Annotated in this window: 19 protein-coding genes; 8 read left to right on the top strand and 11 right to left on the bottom strand. The window is 46.8% G+C overall.

Annotated elements, in window-relative coordinates:
• Positions 1–23: 23 nt before the first annotated feature.
• Positions 24–1,115, bottom strand: a complete 1,092-nt coding sequence (locus GV64_RS19615) for a quinone oxidoreductase family protein (RefSeq protein ID WP_026258107.1) — start codon at positions 1,113–1,115, stop codon at positions 24–26.
• 196 nt (positions 1,116–1,311) lie between these two features.
• Here GV64_RS19615 and GV64_RS19610 point away from each other — a divergent pair, with 196 nt between their 5' ends.
• Both GV64_RS19610 and GV64_RS19605 read left to right on the top strand, forming a co-directional pair.
• On the top strand, positions 1,312–1,917 hold the full coding sequence (locus tag GV64_RS19610) for a cupin domain-containing protein (RefSeq protein ID WP_020581479.1): 606 nt from the start codon (positions 1,312–1,314) through the stop codon (positions 1,915–1,917).
• Between the two features lie 144 nt (positions 1,918–2,061).
• Positions 2,062–2,538: a YhcB family protein gene (locus GV64_RS19605; protein WP_160171815.1), complete on the top strand. Its 477-nt coding sequence runs from the start codon at positions 2,062–2,064 to the stop codon at positions 2,536–2,538.
• Positions 2,539–2,589: 51 nt separating this feature from the next.
• On the opposite strand, the gene trxB is transcribed toward GV64_RS19605, so the two are convergent.
• Positions 2,590–3,543, bottom strand: coding sequence for a thioredoxin-disulfide reductase (gene trxB, locus GV64_RS19600; protein WP_020581477.1), 954 nt, complete (start codon positions 3,541–3,543; stop codon positions 2,590–2,592).
• A gap of 449 nt (positions 3,544–3,992) precedes the next feature.
• On the opposite strand from trxB, the gene cysZ reads away from it, so the two are divergent.
• Together cysZ and GV64_RS19590 are read left to right on the top strand one after the other, a co-directional pair.
• On the top strand, positions 3,993–4,727 hold the full coding sequence (gene cysZ / locus GV64_RS19595) for a sulfate transporter CysZ (protein WP_020581476.1): 735 nt from the start codon (positions 3,993–3,995) through the stop codon (positions 4,725–4,727).
• Positions 4,728–4,760: 33 nt separating this feature from the next.
• Positions 4,761–5,102 (top strand): histidine triad nucleotide-binding protein, encoded by a 342-nt coding sequence (locus tag GV64_RS19590; RefSeq protein WP_020581475.1) that lies wholly within the window; start codon positions 4,761–4,763, stop codon positions 5,100–5,102.
• 74 nt (positions 5,103–5,176) lie between these two features.
• Here GV64_RS19590 and GV64_RS19585 read toward each other — a convergent pair whose 3' ends face one another.
• Entirely contained in the window at positions 5,177–5,590 is a 414-nt protein-coding gene (locus GV64_RS19585; protein WP_026258106.1) for an OsmC family protein, read from the bottom strand.
• Between the two features lie 118 nt (positions 5,591–5,708).
• Positions 5,709–6,071, bottom strand: coding sequence for a putative quinol monooxygenase (locus tag GV64_RS19580; protein ID WP_020581473.1), 363 nt, complete (start codon positions 6,069–6,071; stop codon positions 5,709–5,711).
• Between the two features lie 207 nt (positions 6,072–6,278).
• On the opposite strand from GV64_RS19580, the gene crp reads away from it, so the two are divergent.
• Entirely contained in the window at positions 6,279–6,920 is a 642-nt protein-coding gene (gene crp / locus GV64_RS19575) for a cAMP-activated global transcriptional regulator CRP (RefSeq protein ID WP_026258105.1), read from the top strand.
• A gap of 232 nt (positions 6,921–7,152) precedes the next feature.
• Positions 7,153–7,608 carry a superoxide dismutase family protein gene (sodC, locus tag GV64_RS19570; protein ID WP_152554128.1) on the top strand — a complete coding sequence of 152 codons (456 nt, stop codon included), beginning with the start codon at positions 7,153–7,155 and terminating at the stop codon, positions 7,606–7,608.
• Positions 7,609–7,663: 55 nt separating this feature from the next.
• On the opposite strand, the gene trpC is transcribed toward sodC, so the two are convergent.
• From trpC to rpe, 7 genes are all read right to left on the bottom strand, one after another.
• The gene (trpC, locus tag GV64_RS19565) at positions 7,664–8,467 is read right to left on the bottom strand and encodes an indole-3-glycerol phosphate synthase TrpC (RefSeq protein WP_026258104.1); all 804 of its coding nucleotides are present in this window, start codon (positions 8,465–8,467) and stop codon (positions 7,664–7,666) included.
• Between the two features lie 10 nt (positions 8,468–8,477).
• Positions 8,478–9,521, bottom strand: coding sequence for an anthranilate phosphoribosyltransferase (gene trpD / locus GV64_RS19560; protein WP_020581469.1), 1,044 nt, complete (start codon positions 9,519–9,521; stop codon positions 8,478–8,480).
• A gap of 20 nt (positions 9,522–9,541) precedes the next feature.
• Positions 9,542–10,126 (bottom strand): anthranilate synthase component II, encoded by a 585-nt coding sequence (locus tag GV64_RS19555; protein WP_020581468.1) that lies wholly within the window; start codon positions 10,124–10,126, stop codon positions 9,542–9,544.
• Complete coding sequence (trpE, locus tag GV64_RS19550) at positions 10,126–11,664, bottom strand: anthranilate synthase component I (protein ID WP_020581467.1); 1,539 nt, start codon at positions 11,662–11,664, stop codon at positions 10,126–10,128. The genes GV64_RS19555 and trpE overlap by 1 nt, the downstream gene beginning before the upstream one ends.
• Before the next feature lie 423 nt (positions 11,665–12,087).
• Positions 12,088–13,539, bottom strand: a complete 1,452-nt coding sequence (locus GV64_RS19545) for an FAD-dependent oxidoreductase (protein ID WP_020581466.1) — start codon at positions 13,537–13,539, stop codon at positions 12,088–12,090.
• A gap of 249 nt (positions 13,540–13,788) precedes the next feature.
• Positions 13,789–14,487, bottom strand: a complete 699-nt coding sequence (locus tag GV64_RS19540) for a phosphoglycolate phosphatase (RefSeq protein WP_020581465.1) — start codon at positions 14,485–14,487, stop codon at positions 13,789–13,791.
• Positions 14,488–14,490: 3 nt separating this feature from the next.
• Positions 14,491–15,168 carry a ribulose-phosphate 3-epimerase gene (gene rpe / locus GV64_RS19535; RefSeq protein WP_020581464.1) on the bottom strand — a complete coding sequence of 226 codons (678 nt, stop codon included), beginning with the start codon at positions 15,166–15,168 and terminating at the stop codon, positions 14,491–14,493.
• Between the two features lie 313 nt (positions 15,169–15,481).
• Here rpe and GV64_RS19530 point away from each other — a divergent pair, with 313 nt between their 5' ends.
• Both GV64_RS19530 and rplM read left to right on the top strand, forming a co-directional pair.
• The gene (locus GV64_RS19530) at positions 15,482–16,567 is read left to right on the top strand and encodes a hypothetical protein (protein ID WP_020581463.1); all 1,086 of its coding nucleotides are present in this window, start codon (positions 15,482–15,484) and stop codon (positions 16,565–16,567) included.
• Positions 16,568–16,901: 334 nt separating this feature from the next.
• Positions 16,902–17,330 (top strand): 50S ribosomal protein L13, encoded by a 429-nt coding sequence (gene rplM, locus GV64_RS19525; RefSeq protein ID WP_020581462.1) that lies wholly within the window; start codon positions 16,902–16,904, stop codon positions 17,328–17,330.
• Positions 17,331–17,337: the final 7 nt, after the last annotated feature.

Genomic DNA, 17,337 nt, shown 5'->3' with positions numbered 1-17,337 from the left:
GGTTTGCATTCAAGAAACAGGATCTACAGCCATGGGTTAATTAGTACTTTACCGACCACCTCGCCATTTTCAATCAGACGGTGAGCTTCTTGAATTTCGCTCAAGGGAAGTGTTGCTGCGATGGGGACTGAGATCTTTCCTGTAGCCAGCTGCTCAAGATAGATTCGCTGATCATTAAGGCGGGAGCCTCGAATGCCCAGGACGGTCATTTCCTTTTTGGTAAAGTCCATGACTTTAAAGGGCAGCGGCTTATCGCTCATGTCGCCTCCGACTGGACAGACAGTTCCTCCTACCCTCAGTGCTTCCAGCCCCAGTTCAATAAGTGACGGCGAACCGGTAAATTCTATAAAGTGATCAATTCCTTCACCATGGGTCATTGACATCATCTGATCATATGCGTGACTGGAATCCATTGTATTGATAACCAGGTCCACACCCAGTGCTTCGATAGAGGAAATTTTCTCGGCCTTTCGGGTGCAGCCGATGATACTTGCCCCCGCTAATCTGGCCCACTGGACAGCTGCATTCCCCATACCGCCGGCAGTACCGGTAATAAAAACAGTATCGCCGATAGCTATCTTGCAACGATCAACCACTATCCGGTGACTGGTGGGAAAGGACCATGATCCTGCCGCTGCTTGTTCATAGCTTACGCCATCGGGAATTGGAAACCAGTAGTGCTCAGGGCGGCATATATACTGGGCATTGCCTCCAAAAGCCGCATGGCCGGGATAATCAATTTCTGTGGAAAGGTTGCCAAGGCCTCTCATTGTATTCGTGCAATAATCGTTTTGTGGGTGAACCAGGCCGAGTACAGCATCACCCGTTTTAAAACGTGTAACACATGACCCTGTTTTTATTACCGTTCCTGATGCTTCACGACCTGGTTGTTGAGGTAGAGGGAATTTTTTTCTGCCGGGGAGGCCGGACTGATTGAAGTGCTTCAGAAAGTCTCCTCTGCGATATTTGATATCCCAGCCGGAAACGCCGGTTGCTATGACTTTTACCAGAAGATCATTTTCACCCGGCTCCGGTATTGGATATTCGTCAACCTTGAGTACACCTGTATCACCATGTTCAAAGATGCGAACAGCTCTCATCATGCCAGCAGTCATCAGGAAAACCTCTTGGCAATAGTTTGTTCCATGAATAACTTCAACATAGTGTGTGAATGATTGGCTGGCAATGTGACCGATTTCAAGGTGGTTGGGCTGTTGCAATGGATTCTGGGAAGCGCTTTATTTTTTCCTCACACCCTGATGAAAAGAGCTATACAAAGTTATCGGGCTTGCTGGTTTTCAGGTGTTTAATTTGAGTAGCTTCAGTCTGGCGCTTCAGAGTCTGGTCGATGCGGGAGTAACGAAAGGTTCTGAGATGGGTGTGCCTGGGGATGAAATGCCCAGGTGGATATGGCGTTATCTGGGTATTAATCTGTCGATGTCTCCTGTCGTTGTAGAAGATCTTTTACTAAAGGTAAGCAGGAAAGCATATTATCGCGAAGTGTTATACCGAAGTCTTGATTCCCAGGGGCTTTGCAAATATTCGGCCCCTTTCGCTATTGTTGCTATTGTTTTGTCTCCTGGCCAGAGTACGGTTACACATGATCACGATGTAGAGTGTGGGCCGTTATTGATCTATGGAGAGGTGGTAGAGTTCTATGGATATACTGATAAATTGCAGAACTCTGGGACAGGTATTGCCATACTGGATAGGAGCCGAAGGTTAAAGGTTTTTCAACCGGAAGCGTATTTTGTGCCGGAAAAGAACAATACGCACCGCTTGCAGGAAGCCTCTGATCAGAGTCCTGCAATTGCACTGAATTTATATGTAGATGCCCATGGTAGAAGCATCAGGCACTGTTTCCCTAACCTTCTGGGTATTGAAAGTAAATCAGGGGCTGAGTGGTGGACAGAGTAAGTGGATTCTGCTCGAATCTGACTTGTGCCTTTATGGACTAGGCCAACTTCAATGGAATCTATACAATAGGCGCTTAAGGACATGGCGTTGTGATTTAATGACAAGGGCGCGGGCCCCACTGAGTGAGGCGATACTGTGGAAAACATGAACGTACTTTGGTTTGTCGGTAGTCTGGCGTTTCTGGCGGGGATTTTGTGTGGTGCGCTTGTTTACCATCTACTGTCAGGGTCGAAATCCCGTAATGGCAAGCTGGAAAACCAGCTGGATGAGTTGCAGCAGGAGTTCAAGGAGTATCAGGAGCGCGTGGGAGACCATTTCACCACATCTGCGCATTTGGTTAACAAACTCACCGATACTTACCGGGATGTCCATGAGCATCTTGCCAATGGCGCAGAAGGCCTCTGTAAGGATGAAGAGGTTCGCAATCGGCTTGGAGACTCTTTGCTGAGCAGTAATGCGTTATTATCAGGTAAGGTTCATAAGCGCCGGAATGAACGTACGCCTCCGCTTGAGCAACCAAAGGATTATGCGCCTAAATCTAGTCCGGATGAGCAGGGGGCTTTGGCAGAAGAGTATGGTTTTAGCAGTGAGCCTGCGAAAGAGGCGAGTGTGGATAAGTAGCCTGATTTGTTGGCTTCTTCTCTTTTGAAGAAGCCAACGATATTAATTTTATTATGCTTCCAAAGCGTCCAGATATTTCTCCGCATCCAATGCAGCCATACAGCCCGTTCCGGCGGATGTAATTGCCTGTCGATATACGTGATCCATCACATCGCCTGCAGCAAATACACCTTCTTTTGAAGTCAGAGTGGCGTTACCTTCAAGCCCACTGTGAACCTTGATGTAGCCATCTTTCATTTCCAATTGACCCTCAAAAATGCCGGTGTTGGGGGTGTGGCCAATGGCAATGAAGCAGCCCATTGCCGATATTTCTTCAGATTCACCGTTGAGTACATTTTTAACACGGACGCCGGTAACCCCCATATCATCACCCAGTACTTCGTCCAAAACAGAATCAAGTATTAATTTAATATTTCCATTCTGTACGCGATCCATCATTTTATCCTGGAGGATTTTTTCTGAACGAAATTCCTGACGACGGTGAATCACGGTAACGGTTTTCGCAATGTTGGAAAGATAAAGTGCTTCTTCAACGGCGGTATTGCCTCCACCAACGACGACAACATCTTGATTCTTGTAAAAGAAGCCGTCACAAGTAGCACAGGCGGAAACACCTTTCCCCTTAAAGGCTTCTTCGCTGTCCAGTCCCAGGTAGCGGGCACTGGCTCCCGTTGCAATGATCAGGGCATCACAGGTGTATGTATGACTTCCTTTGAGGGTGTAAGGTTTTTTGCTGAAATCCACTTCTTCAATATGGTCAAAAATTATTTCAGTCCCAAAGCGCTTGGCATGGGCTTCCATATCCATCATGAGGCCCGGCCCCTGAAGCCCTTCCTGTCCACCAGGCCAGTTGTCTACCTCTGTAGTGGTGGTTAGCTGGCCACCTTGCTGCATACCGGTAATCATGACTGGGTTGAGATTAGCTCTTGCTGCATAGACAGCCGCAGTGTAGCCAGCTGGCCCGGAACCAAGAATCAGCAGGCGGGAGTGTCTGATTGTGCTCATTATGTACTCCATTGGGGAAGGGGTAATGATTAAATGGGCATATAATAGCTATTGCCTTTCTGCCATGGCAATTGGCAAAAATGATAGATTGCATTGCCTGACGCTATTGAAGACAGAAGAAAGTAAGAGAAATGGCTTTAGCTGTTGTAATATTTAGGGCCTGTTGACGTTTCGTTGCGTGCGCAGCGTATCAGGGCGCTCCTGTGACTAGGCGCGGCATTACAGGAAGGCTGGTTGCGTTTCAAAATGCTGCAACAACGGTATAGTGGCGCCCTGATACGTCCTTCGGATGACTCAGAAAAACACCATCTGCTTTGTCAGACTCGCTTGGTGTAGACTGACTACGGGCTGCGCAAGTCTTTCGCGCATATGACGTTTTTCTGAGCCACTGAGCCCCGCAACGCAACGTCAACAGGCCCTTACTTCTGGCAAGAATTAAAAATAGAGTGATGACACATAACAACCCTTTATCTGGTCCCGGTTACTTTATTCAGGGCCTGAAAATGATCGTACTGCCACAGTTGAGATGGTTTGTTTTGATTCCACTGGTTATCAATATTCTGGTGTTTGGTGGGATTATTTACTGGGCATCGGGCCATTTCTCTTTGTGGATGTCACAACTCACAGGTTGGATGCCCGAGTGGTTGGCATTTCTGGAATACCTGTTGTGGCCTCTGTTTTTTCTGGCACTGGCAGCGGTCATGTTTTTTACCTTTACCATTATTGGGAATTTTATTGCTGCTCCTTTTAATGCACTTCTGGCAGAAAAAGTGCAGCGTATGGAGGGGGCTGATTTGCCAGACCTCCAATTGTCTGACTGGCTGGTCATTGTCCCGAGAAGTATTGGTCGAGAGCTGCGCAAACTGCTCTATTACCTGCCTCGTGCAATAGTGCTGTTACTATTATCCTTTGTTCCTGTACTGGGTTTTGTGCTGTGGTTTTTATTCAATGGCTGGATGATGGCTATCCAATATTGCGATTATGCCGCGGATAACCGAGGCGTTTCTTTTTCCGATATGCTATCAAGACTGAAGCCACAAATATCAAAGTCCTGGCCGTTTGGGGCGATTGTAAATCTGGCTATGTTAATACCATTGGTTAATTTGTTGATTATTCCAGCTGCAGTCGTTGGTGCTTCCCTGTTATGGGAGCGTGAAATGGAACAGAAAAATGCAGCAGTGTGAGTTTTATTAAAGGCAAATAAAGGAGCGGATTGAATGAGTTGTCTTTTCTGTAAAATTGCTTCAGGGGATATTCCTGCTGATAAGGTGTTTGAAGATGATGAGGTGGTGGCATTCAGGGATATTAATCCTGCGGCCCCAACCCATATTCTGGTCATCCCGAAAAAGCATATTGCAACCATGAATGATGCAATGGCAGAAGATCAGTCACTGCTTGGCAAGATGATGCTGGTGGCAAAAGATATCGCTGCTCAGGAAGGGGTTGATGACGATGGGTTTCGCTTTGCCTTGAATACCAACAGCCATGGTGGGCAGTCAGTGTATCACATACACCTTCATCTGCTGGCTGGCCGTCAAATGCAGTGGCCTCCAGGTTGATTTTTTAACCACGAAGCACACAAGTTTTTAGAGTCTTTCTTTGTGCTCATTGCGTGCTTTGTGGTTCAAGCAGTCTACTCAGTCTCAATAATCTCGTAGCTGTGAGTGATTTCTACGCCACCTTTACCGAGCATACGGGCTACAGAACAGTATTTTTCAGCGGATAAATTGACGGCACGCTGTACCTGAGACTCTTTGATATTGCTGCCTTTGACGACAAAGTTCAGATGTATTTTGGTAAACACTGCAGGAATGGCATCAGCGCGTTCTGACTCAATATCTACATGACAACTGGTGATGTTCTGTCGTGCTTTTTCCAGAATATTGACTACATCGACAGAGGAGCAGCCACCTAAGCCCATTAGAACCATCTCCATGGGGCTTGGAGCGTTCTTCTGGTTTTTGTCTGCATCCATAACCACTGAATTGCCACTGGCAGTCAGTCCTAGAAAACGCTGGCTATCGACCCACTTTACTTGTGTCCGCATTCGAAATTCCTGTTCTGGTAATTGAGGCTGTTTCTCTTTTCGAGCCATTCTAAAGCCTTTAAATGAAAACAACCATTACCAGAGGAAAACGAGTGATTTAGCTAATGCCTCTACCTTTTTAGTGAATAAATCCGAGTTTAAAGGTATAGAAGTCAGGCTGCCACTTGGCTAAAGGCTCTCTGAGGTGGGTTATATCTGCTTCACTGCCATGGATTTCCAGACGGGTGAGTTCAGCAATTTTACTGGCTTCATCCAGTAAATCAGCAACGTTATCCAAGTGGTGCAGCAATGCATGGGCATTGATATACGCCTCTCTGCAGAGTACTTCGTTACCGTGGCAAGTGAAGCCATAAAATATAACGCCTTCTTCGTTCTGAGTCCTTTCGACGAAGTCCGTCATAAGCTGGCTGAAGCTGTCCATTCTTTCCGGTTTTACTCGGAAATATGGATGAATTGAACAAAATGCAGGCAGCTCTTTCATGGTAAATTACCTTTGGTTTGGGTAAAAGGTAAGCAAAGAGCATAGAAGAGATTAATGCTTTTTTCATATATAGGAGTTGATCACTTTATATTTCAGGTATTTTTTCAGTGAATTGTGCCAAGGCAGTCAAGAAAAAAGACATTCACAATTAACGAAAGAATAGTTTGCGGTATGATATTAACCAAACATGGTCGTTGTGGTGAGGAGATGTTGACAAAGAATTTGCCCGTCAAACCAGGTCCCGGCATGGAGCACTTTTTGTCCATGTGCTCTCAGAAAAGCTATCCAGCAAGAAGCACAATACTTTGTGCAGGTGATACTTCCGAGACGCTTTATTATATCGTCAAGGGGGCTGTATCTGTTGTTATAGAAGACGACGAAGGTAGAGAGATGATCGTCGCATATCTCAATCAGGGCGATTTCTTTGGTGAAATGGGTTTGTTTGATGAGGATCTTCCTGAACGAAGTGCCTGGGTCAAGGCAAAGACCCCCTGCGAAGTAGCTGAAATCAGCTACCAGCAATTCAGGGGGCTGATTCAGAAAGATCCTGATATTTTGATGCTGCTGTCAGGTCAGATGGCAACTCGTCTGAAGGATACTACCCGGAAGATGGGAGACCTTGCTTTTCTTGATGTTACTGGTCGGGTGGCCAGAACGCTTCTTGATCTATGCCGTCAACCAGATGCCATGACTCATCCTGATGGCATGCAAATTAAGATAACCCGTCAGGAAATTGGCCGTATTGTTGGATGTTCCCGTGAGATGGTTGGTCGGGTGCTGAAAAGTCTCGAAGCCCAAGGGCTTGTTTCTGTTAAAGGAAAAACCATGGTTGTTTTTGGTACTCGGTAGCTTGTGAGGGCTTGGGTATCATAGCTACCAGCACTGTCAGCACTATTAAGTAAACGTATTTGAGACCTATACTGAGTTTTATAAATATACTCAGAGGCTACGTAACATGGTTAACAGAGACATCAGATTCCTGACCCTACCGATCATATTTTCTGCTTTAGTGTCTGGTTGCTCGGATAATACGAGTCATGTAGATAATTCGAGCAGAGTTGAAGAAAAGCTGGAAGTTGTGATGTTTCAGGTGACCTCGGCAGGTAATGGGCCCATGGTGGGGAAAGTAGTTATTCATTACGCTGACGATGATGATATTGCTCAAGGGGTCAGGTTTCAGCCTGCGCTTCATGACTTGCCGCCGGGGGCGCATGGTTTTCATGTTCACGAAAATCCTTCCTGTGAACCTGGAGAGAAAGGTGGTCAGAAAGTTGCCGCACTGGCCGCAGGTAGTCATTATGATCCTGAGAAGACTGGCCATCATGAAGGGCCTGAAGGTCATGGACATTTAGGAGACTTGCCCACATTAATGGTTGATGATTACGGGAATGCAGTTACCCCTGTGGAGGCTCCCCGACTTTCATTATCAGAGCTGAGGGGGCACTCTCTTGTCATTCATGCTGGTGCTGACAACTATTCTGATAATCCTCCTCTGGGCGGTGGTGGTGCCAGAATAGCCTGTGGGATTATTCAGTAATTCAAACGTGATTGAATGTCAGGGAAGAGTAGCCGACCTTTAGGGTCGGCCAGTATTATAAATAAGCACCAAATAATTCCTTCAGGGCTTGGCCAGGATCTTCCTGTCGCATGAACGCCTCGCCTACCAGAAAGCTTTTCACATTGTGCTCGATCATGGATTCCACATCATTTTTAGTATGAATGCCACTTTCCGTTACCACTAGTCGACCATCGGGAATTGAGCCCAGTAGTTCAAAGGTATTTTCCAGACTGACTTCAAAGGTATGCAGGTTGCGATTGTTGATACCAAGAATGGCTCCTGGAAGTGGCAGGGCTCTCTCCAGTTCATCCGCACCATGTACTTCAACCAGAACATCCATTCCCAGTGATTGTGCCAGCGCATTAAACTCTCTGAGTTGTTGATCAGAGAGAGCGGAAACGATCAACAGAATACAATCAGCACCAATCATTCGCGCCTCGTATATCTGGTAGGGATCCACCATAAAATCCTTTCTCAGTACGGGCAGGGAGCAGGCTTCCCGCGCGGCTAGCAAATATGCTTCACTACCCTGAAAGAAGTCATGGTCTGTTAACACCGACAGGCAGCTGGCTCCTGAATGTTCATAGCTTCTAGCGATGTCTGCGGGTTCAAAGTGTTCCCGGATAATCCCTTTGCTAGGAGATGCTTTTTTGATTTCAGCGATTACTGCTACTTGTTGCTTCTCAATTTTTGCGAAAAGGCTGTCAGCAAAACCTCTTGTAGGTGAGCTGTTTTTGGCAAGCCTTATCACTTCATCCAAAGGCTTTACAAGGCTGCGCTCAGAAACTTCTTCATGCTTTCGCTTGACGATTTTATTTAAGATGGTCGGTAATGGCATGCACCTGTCCTCAATGAGCATCTGCTGAAAAAACACGTGTGAAGCTGGCCAGTTCGTTCATTTTTTCCAGAGCCAGGCCACTGTCGATAGCATCCTGAGCCATTAGGATGCCTTCTTCGAGGCGGCTGGCGACGCCTGAAAGGTAGATGGCGGTGCCGGCATTCAGGGCAATCATACTGGCCGCTTTTTCAGCATATCGTCCTTGTTGTTTACCAAGTGCATCCTTGATCAGAGTGAGTGATTCATTACTGTCTTTCACATCCAGCCCAATCAGGCTTTGTGAATTAATATTAAAATCTTCTGGTTTCAGGGTGTATTCGAAGACTTTGCCATCCTTCAGCTCAGCAACATGAGTTTCACTCGCAATACTGATTTCATCCAGTCCATCGACTGAATGCACCACCATGACATGTTCATTACCGAGTTCACGGAGTACTTCTGCCATGGGACGGCATAGCTCTTTGGTAAATACACCAATCAGTAGATTTTTCACGTTAGCCGGATTGGACATTGGTCCAAGAATATTAAACAGCGTACGAATACCCAGTTCCCGACGCACACCAACGACATTTTTCATGGCTGAGTGGTGGGCTGGTGCAAACATAAAACCGACGCCCACCTCTTCAATACAGCGGGAAACCTGCTCTGGGGTGATATCCAGATTGACCCCGGCATGCTCCAGAAGATCGGCGCTGCCACTTGAGCTGGAAACCCCTCGGTTGCCATGCTTTGCAACGTTAGCGCCGGCGGCGGCACAAACAAATGCAGAAGCAGTGGATACGTTAAAGAGGTGGGCACCATCGCCACCCGTACCAACAATATCCACCAGATGATCAGTATTCACCTGTACTGAAGTAGCGAGCTGTCGCATGACCATTGCCGCTCCGGTAATTTCCTCGATGCTTTCGCTCTTCATCCGCATGCCAACCAGAAAAGCTGCAATCTGTGTGTCACTGCACTGGCCGGTCATTATCTGCTGCATCACATCGACCATTTCATCCCGGCTGAGATCAAGGTGCTGCACAATCCGACCGATGGCTTCTTTTATTTGCATGATGTCACTCCCTGAGTCTGTTATACCGATTGTTTGAGGAAATTGGCCAGTAGGTCATGGCCTTGTTCAGTCATAATGGATTCTGGATGAAACTGAACGCCCTCAACGGGCAGCTCTTTATGGCGAACCCCCATGATTTCGTCATTACTGCCATCTTCAAGCTGAGTCCATGCGGTTACCTCAAGGCAATCCGGCAGGCTTTCTTTTTCAATAACAAGGGAGTGATAACGGGTTGTTGTGACGGGGTTAGCCAGATGCCGGAAAACGCCAGAGTTCTGATGGTGGACTGGAGAAACTTTACCGTGCATGACCTGTCGGGCTCGAATGATCTTGCCACCATAAACCTGACCAATGCTCTGGTGGCCCAGGCAAACACCAAGAATCGGAACTCTTCCTTGAAAGTGTCGTATGACATCCATTGATATGCCGGCTTCATTGGGCGTGCATGGACCAGGAGAGATGACGATATGGGTTGGTTTCAGTTTCTCAATGTCCGCAATGGTAATGTGATCGTTTCTATGGACTTCAACGTTTGCGCCCAGTTCTCCGAAATATTGAACCAGATTAAAGGTGAATGAGTCGTAGTTGTCGATCATTAACAGCATCAGTGTTTCACCTCTGAGGAGCGCTTATATAGTTTTTGAGCACCATAAGTCGGCTGGCCACGACCCATAAAGCCGGTTTGAGCCATGGCTACGGCACGAAATATGGCTCGTCCTTTGTTCATGGTTTCCTTCCATTCCAGATCAGGGCTGGAGTCGGCAACAATACCTGCACCGGCTTGAATATGAAGTTGACGATCCTTGATAACCGCTGTCCTGATAGCGATAGCGGTGTCCATATTCCCATTCCATGCCAGATAGCCAACCGCACCACCATAGACTCCCCGTTTAACGGGCTCCATTTCGTCGATGATTTCCATCGCACGTACTTTTGGCGCACCACTCAATGTCCCTGCAGGTAGCGTAGCTTTTAGTACATCAAGGGCATCCAGTCCACTTTTTAGCGTACCGGTTACGTTGGAGACAATGTGCATAACATGAGAGTAACGTTCAATCACCATTTTATCGGTAAGTTTTACTGATCCGGTTTTTGCGACGCGACCAACGTCGTTTCTTCCAAGGTCGATTAGCATAAGGTGCTCAGCGAGCTCTTTGGGGTCATTGAGAAGCTCGTGTTCCAAGGCCTTATCTTTTTCTTCTGTATCGCCGCGCTTTCGCGTTCCTGCGATTGGGCGAACAGTCACATCACCATCTTCAAGTCGAGCCAGAATTTCAGGGGAAGAGCCGACGACATGGAAGTCTCCCAGATCCATATAGTACATATAGGGGGAGGGGTTTGTGCTGCGCAGTGCCCGATAAAGGTTCAGTGGAGAGCTGTCAAAAGGAATAGACATTCTCTGAGACAGCACCACCTGCATGGCATCGCCAGCCAGAATGTATTCACGAATAGTACCCACAGAAGCTTTGAAAGCCTCTTCCCCAAACCCTGACTGGAAATCGTCTTCTGTGGCCGGGTTCAGGGATGCCTGAACGGGGGGTTGAATATTACTGGTTTGTAACTGGCGTACAAGGTTGTCCAGACGGAATTGTGCTCTTTCCAGTGCGGCAGATTCATCAGGGTTTGCATGGGTGATCAATATCAGTTTGCCGCTGAGATTATCGAATACCACCAACTCATCAGACACCATTAAAAGGATATCTGGTGTGTGCAATTCATCCCTGGGGGCACTTTCTTTGAGCTTTGGTTCAATGTATCGAATAGTGTCATAGCCAAAATACCCCACCAGACCGCCGGTGAATCTGGGGAGTTCTGCCAACTCCGGCACTTGGTAACGCTGTTGGAAGGCTTTGATAAATTCCAGAGGGTCGGCTGCCATATGCTCTTCAACTATCTGGCCGTCGGTTTCTATCTGAATATGATCACCGTTCACCCTAAGCAGGGTACGACAGGGCAGGCCAATCATGGAGTAACGCCCCCATTTTTCTCCACCCTCTACGGATTCGAGCAGATAAGAATAGCGGCCATTGGCAAGCTTAAGATAAGTGGTTAGTGGGGTGTCAAGGTCTGCCAGAATCTCACGTACTACCGGAATACGGTTGTATCCTTCGCTGGCCAGACGCGCGAATACTTCAGGCGTCATAGTAGGTCTCTCGAATAAAGTTGATGGATATTTATTAATTTGAATTATCTATGTTGGCAACAACCATGTTGCGGCTGGGCTGAAATAGTTATCAGGCCCAAGGCCAGCTTTGCCAGCGCCAGGAAACAGAAAGGAGGGATGATGAAGGTAAGCGCGTATCGGGACAGCAGTTATGGTTGCTGTTCCTCAATTGAAAGGTATGTTGGTGGTAACAGTGTTTCACTGCAGACTCCGGATGCCCGCTTCCCTACGAATCAGGTAACAGGCCGAGCTAATCAATATTGCTTGTTCTCTTGTAGACCAAAGGTTATATGACCACTCGTTGTATTGCAAATATCCCGGTGTATCAGCAGGTGAGCAGGCGCTGTTATCTGCTGATAGCTTAGGGTATCTCTCGGTAATAGATTCTTTTGTAATCCGGTATTAATCGTGTGGTGCGGGGAATGGTTGTGCCAGAGCTTCTGGATACCCGCGATATTTGGCAATGGATTTGGCTTTCTCAATAATAGTGGTGTTATCAAGCATATTGGTTAAGGGAAGCAACGGTTTCTGCCATCCTTCTTGTGGTTCTATCCATTCTTGCTTTTTACAATGCTCAATTATCTGTTGGGTGGCATACAATGCCGATGAAGCCTTGACAATTTCCAGGCGGGCATAACGAAGTCCGTCAAAGGAGACGTCTGCGGCACGAAGAGCCGGATCATCTCCTGGGATCTGTTGTGCGCCACACAGGGGTTTCCCACCCACTTCTGCGGTGCTGAATTCTGGTACCCACTGACTGAAGTGAGTAATTGCTCGCTCAGTGCGTGAGCAGGTATCTGCCCATTGCCAGCCATGCTTAATATTATCCAGAAATGTGTCAGGTAAACATGGCTGGGCATTATGGTGATCACTTGCCACCAGACCGCCCTCAAACAAAGTAATGTCTTTGGTCATTCCGTGTAGTTGGATAAAACCCTGGGGGTAAGGGGTAAATTGCGCCATTCCATTAGGCGTTCCCCGCTCCCCATGGACGATGACTTCCGGCCACACACCCTGTTGTGATGGCCAGTGCGCTATATAAGCAGCTTTGTACTCTACCCAGCGTCTACGTGTTCGGTTAGCTATGTTATCCAGTGTGCCGGTTTGGAATCCGCAGGCATTGATGAGAAAATCCACCTGATGCTGGCATCGTTGACCATGCTTGTCATGGCTTTCAATGGTCCAGCCGCTAGAAGACTCCGCTAACTTAACAACCCGGTGATTCAGGTGAAGATGAGCGTTCGGTGAAGCTTCCAGTCCCATTGATGCGGTCGCCGCTAGCCGGAATATACTTAAACCAAATTCCTGTACCAGGAATAAGGGGAATTTTATCTGCTCATGGTTTATAAATCGGGCAACGGGGGTCATCCAGTCATCGGCGGTAGCTGGCTGCTGTGGTAAAGGACGATTTACCAGTCGCAAAATGTCTTCTTTATGGTAAATCTTGAAATAATCACCTGGGTTGCCAAGTACTTCATTTTGAGGGTTACTCATTACCATCTCATGATAATGCTGTCTCAGCGCTTTCAAACGGACTAAGATCGCCTCGGGTTTTTCAGGGTCGCTGGCAGGAATGGCTATTACTGTTGGCCTGTAGTTCACCGTACCAGGAAAGGCGTGAATAGTGTCAATGGATTGCTCCAAGAGAGCGATGCATTGTGATTTAGATATCTCGCGATATAAATTGCCACCGGCGTGTAGATGACAGATAGGCGGACCACTGACAAGGCTGTCTTTAGCTTCAAATAAATGGGTTGTTATGCCGAGCCCTGCCATTTTTAAAGCGGCTGTGGCACCTGCTACTCCGCCGCCGACAATGCCCACCTTGAATGGCGGGCGTTCTTCATATTTCATTATTTCAAAGTTTAGGGTGCGTGACTGTTAATCGATTTAAAGATTTGCTGTTCTTCGTCAAGCGTCGTGCTGCTCTTCTCACAAATTTGAGTTCTTATCTTCAATTTTTAGCCATCCTCGCTGCGGGGTGGCTTGACGACGCTATTCTCTGTCAGCCTCTCGGGTGCGCTAATTCTTGATAGCGTCAGTCACCGGTTGAGTGACTGACGCTGATTACACATTAAAATAGAGTATCTCTGAACTAAGAGGTTAGAGAAGTTCAGTTAAAGAAGATACAACCAGGTCTGGGTTGGCTTCTTCTATTGGGAGCCCGTGGTTGTAACCGTAGGGCAGGCCAATCACTTTAACTCCCGCTGCTTTTGCGGCACGAATATCATTGATGGAGTCCCCGATCATAAGGGTATGATGTGTCGGAGCGCCAAGTGACTTCATGGCATGAAGCAAGGGCATTGGGTGTGGCTTCATTTCTGACAGACTGTCCCCGCCTGACACCCAGTCAAAATAGTGATCAATATCCATCAGTTTTAGCAGGTGATGGGTAAACTGTTCACTTTTATTGGTAATGACTGCTTGCTTTATGCCGCGCTTCTTCATTGCCTGAAGAAACTTTACAACTCCTGGATAGAGATAACTGTGCAGGCCAAGTTCTTTATCATAATGGAAGCAGAAGCGCTCATAAGCCTCTGTAAACAGTGGCTGGTCCACTTTTCCTGGTTGATCTCCGCTTATATCGTCAGTGAGTGCGCGCTTAACAAGAGCAGGAATGCCGTTGCCAACCCATAATCGAGTTTTAGACTCACCAGCAACCGGCATGTCCAAATCAGTAAGCATTTTGTCCAGCGCAGCCGCAAGGTCTGGCACGCTCTCGACCAAGGTACCGTCCAGGTCGTACATAACCAGTGACAGGTTGTTCAGAAACGGGTGGCCTTTAGAAGATGTTGGGCTCATGATTTATAGCGCCACTACTTCAGCGAGTTCAGAGCGCATTTGAGAAACTACATGCTGGTAATTTTCGGCACCAAAAATGGCAGAACCTGCGACAAACGTATCGGCGCCTGCTTCAGCGATTTGGCGAATATTATTAGCAGTAACACCGCCATCAACCTGGAGGCGGATGTTTAGGCCGCTATCATCAATCAGCTTGCGTACCCGGCACAGTTTTTTCAGTGTAGATGGGATAAACTTCTGACCGCCAAAGCCGGGGTTTACCGACATCAACAGGATCATGTCCAGCTTGTCCATCACATACTCAAGCACATCGGGAGATGTTGCAGGATTGAGTACCAGTCCAGCCTGACAACCACCTTCGCGAATAAGTTGTAAACTGCGATCAATATGTTCAGATGCTTCCGGGTGGAATGTAATCATACTGGCACCCGCTTCAATAAAATCACCGATGATACGATCTACAGGGCTAACCATTAGGTGAACATCGATGGGGGCGGTGACGCCAAACTTTCTTAGTGCCTTGCATACCATAGGGCCTAGGGTGAGGTTCGGGACATAATGGTTATCCATTACATCAAAATGAACCCAGTCGGTACCGGCGGCTAAAACATTTTCAACCTCTTCGCCCAGGCGGGCAAAATCTGCGGAAAGGATACTCGGGGCAATAATAAAGTCGCGCATGGTGTTCCTGATCTGCCAGTGTAAGATTTTTGGCGATTGTAACTGGTTGCCGCTGTTCTGTCAGGTATGACTGATAATATGGGAGCGTAAAAATGTTCCCAGACTTGATAAGTACCATTGTTTTTCATATTGATTGATTGTCCGGTATTCATATTGATGTACTTGGAAACTAAATCTATTTGATTGTGGTTTTATTATTTTTTTGTAAATTATTTTTCGAGTTTGTTGCGTGTCTATAGTTGGGGGTTAGATTCTATTAATTGGTGTTCTTGTGAAGTGGTGGGTTGATTATTTCTATTTAATGAGGCTTGTGATGAAAATTAAAGCTGCATATTTGTTTTTTTCAAGGGCTTTGTGGTGGAGGTGTCTGTTTTTTTTGGGGGGATGTATCGTATTCTTGATTACGAGTCAGGTGCAGGCGAACTACCACAGCCTTTCTGATGAAACTCAGGATCAAGTTTATGAAGGATCTTTTGAATTGAGGGATATATATGGTGTTAAAGGAGAATTGAAATATACAGGAGGGTGTTTACTGGGTGATGCTGAGTCGTGTCGAATAAAGATTTCTGTCCCATCAAGGGCTGAAGAAATTGATGAAATGGAAGAGGTTGAGGATAAGTTTTTTGGTTATGTGAATTATCTTTCTTATCTTAAAAGAACCGGGCAATCATTGTTTGTTGGCTTTGAGGAAGTCCTGACTGAATCTGCTTCTGAAGTTTCTGGTTACAGGGTGCTGTTTACAACGGAGAATAAAATCAAACGTTTTGTAAAAAGAATTGATTCAAGAGTGATGCCTACTCCTCTGAAGAAAAACCCTTTACTACTTTTTTCAATTCTGGCAACGCACCAGTCAAGTCTTGATTTGATGTTTTCTCCTGAAAGGAGTCTTTATATCCTCAGTCTTGAGTGGGGGGATTTGAAATCGATTCATATCAGTGGTGCGGGACGAGGAGGTGTCTACGGCTACCGTTATTATAACTTTCCTAAGGATAATGAACTTTTCTTGGATATTGGTGGGCCATTCAGTATCAATGGGGTATCAGAAGGGATTGGGTTTAAATTTGTTGATAATGATAAAACTCAGCCTCCTGTGAGAATGGTGACTGGATACCACAGTGACCAAAAGAACTGGTTTATTAATCGAATGTCTATAGCTGTTACTTACGTTGCTCTTGCGGGAGGTTTTGGTGTGAGTTTCTGGCATAAAAGCATTGTTGGCTTTTTGGTGAGTTCTCTTTTGCTGGCTGTAGAGGCTCGCACGAGTGCTGCTTCTCTGGAGCTTCAAACGCTGGCCAGAAGGATTCTGCCGGATGGACTCCAGTTTAACCCTGATTTTCAGGGGCGGCATATCTTAAAAGTCCTCAGGGCCTCAGGAGTGGAGTTAGATGCCGTCTATTAATGTGTCAGCCTTGAGGCTGTGAAGGCCTTTTAATTTTTATGTAAAACAATGATGTAGAAATATTTTGTACCAATCCTTAACGTAATTGGCTCTTTAGGCTTGGTACAGAAGGCAAGAGAACAGAGTTCTGAATGTTTAAAGTGTATCAGGTTTCAGAGGGGGTTTATTTCCTCTTGCCAAACGGTATAATACCGCTCCCGTTTCCCGATTGAGCGCCCAATGTTTTGAACAGGCCGGTATTGCTGATCTGGGGCTATTAGCCTGGCTCTTGCCCAGCAGGGAACGGCCGTGTAGGAACAGGTATCGCGTGAGCGATATCATAGAGGCGAATTTAATGAAAACTTTTAGTGCAAAGCCAGAAACCGTAAAACGTGACTGGTTCGTAGTGGATGCCGAAGGCAAAACGCTGGGTCGTCTGGCAACAGAAATCGCCCTGCGTCTGCGTGGCAAGCATAAGCCAGAGTTCACTCCTCATGTGGATACTGGTGACTACATTGTTGTAGTAAACGCTGAGAAAGTACGTGTTACTGGACGTAAGTCCACTGACAAGATGTACCACCGCCACACCGGTTACATCGGTGGCCTGAAGTCCATGAGCTTTGACAAGCTGATCGGACACAAGCCTGAGCTGGTAATCGAGTTGGCTGTTAAGGGGATGCTGCCCAAGAATGCCCTGGGTCGTGCCATGTACAGCAAGCTGAAGGTCTATGCCGGAAGCGAGCACCCACATGCTGCTCAGCAGCCTCAGCAACTGGAAATTTAATCAGGGG

Origin of the sequence: Endozoicomonas elysicola, assembly GCF_000710775.1 — a bacterium.
Taxonomy (GTDB): domain Bacteria; phylum Pseudomonadota; class Gammaproteobacteria; order Pseudomonadales; family Endozoicomonadaceae; genus Endozoicomonas; species Endozoicomonas elysicola.
This window is presented reverse-complemented; position numbering and strand designations above follow the sequence as displayed.

Excerpts from the sequence above, each read along its gene's own strand:
- GV64_RS19615 (WP_026258107.1), bottom strand. The coding sequence starts at position 1,115 with ATGACTGCTGGCATGATGAGAGCTGTTCGCATCTTTGAACATGGTGAT.
- GV64_RS19605 (WP_160171815.1), top strand. The coding sequence starts at position 2,062 with ATGAACGTACTTTGGTTTGTCGGTAGTCTGGCGTTTCTGGCGGGGATT.
- trxB (WP_020581477.1), bottom strand. The coding sequence starts at position 3,543 with ATGAGCACAATCAGACACTCCCGCCTGCTGATTCTTGGTTCCGGGCCA.
- cysZ (WP_020581476.1), top strand. The coding sequence starts at position 3,993 with ATGACACATAACAACCCTTTATCTGGTCCCGGTTACTTTATTCAGGGC.
- GV64_RS19590 (WP_020581475.1), top strand. The coding sequence starts at position 4,761 with ATGAGTTGTCTTTTCTGTAAAATTGCTTCAGGGGATATTCCTGCTGAT.
- GV64_RS19585 (WP_026258106.1), bottom strand. The coding sequence starts at position 5,590 with ATGCGGACACAAGTAAAGTGGGTCGATAGCCAGCGTTTTCTAGGACTG.
- GV64_RS19580 (WP_020581473.1), bottom strand. The coding sequence starts at position 6,071 with ATGAAAGAGCTGCCTGCATTTTGTTCAATTCATCCATATTTCCGAGTA.
- crp (WP_026258105.1), top strand. The coding sequence starts at position 6,279 with ATGTTGACAAAGAATTTGCCCGTCAAACCAGGTCCCGGCATGGAGCAC.
- sodC (WP_152554128.1), top strand. The coding sequence starts at position 7,153 with ATGTTTCAGGTGACCTCGGCAGGTAATGGGCCCATGGTGGGGAAAGTA.
- trpC (WP_026258104.1), bottom strand. The coding sequence starts at position 8,467 with ATGCCATTACCGACCATCTTAAATAAAATCGTCAAGCGAAAGCATGAA.
- trpD (WP_020581469.1), bottom strand. The coding sequence starts at position 9,521 with ATGCAAATAAAAGAAGCCATCGGTCGGATTGTGCAGCACCTTGATCTC.
- GV64_RS19555 (WP_020581468.1), bottom strand. The coding sequence starts at position 10,126 with ATGCTGTTAATGATCGACAACTACGACTCATTCACCTTTAATCTGGTT.
- trpE (WP_020581467.1), bottom strand. The coding sequence starts at position 11,664 with ATGACGCCTGAAGTATTCGCGCGTCTGGCCAGCGAAGGATACAACCGT.
- GV64_RS19545 (WP_020581466.1), bottom strand. The coding sequence starts at position 13,539 with ATGAAATATGAAGAACGCCCGCCATTCAAGGTGGGCATTGTCGGCGGC.
- GV64_RS19540 (WP_020581465.1), bottom strand. The coding sequence starts at position 14,487 with ATGAGCCCAACATCTTCTAAAGGCCACCCGTTTCTGAACAACCTGTCA.
- rpe (WP_020581464.1), bottom strand. The coding sequence starts at position 15,168 with ATGCGCGACTTTATTATTGCCCCGAGTATCCTTTCCGCAGATTTTGCC.
- GV64_RS19530 (WP_020581463.1), top strand. The coding sequence starts at position 15,482 with ATGAAAATTAAAGCTGCATATTTGTTTTTTTCAAGGGCTTTGTGGTGG.
- rplM (WP_020581462.1), top strand. The coding sequence starts at position 16,902 with ATGAAAACTTTTAGTGCAAAGCCAGAAACCGTAAAACGTGACTGGTTC.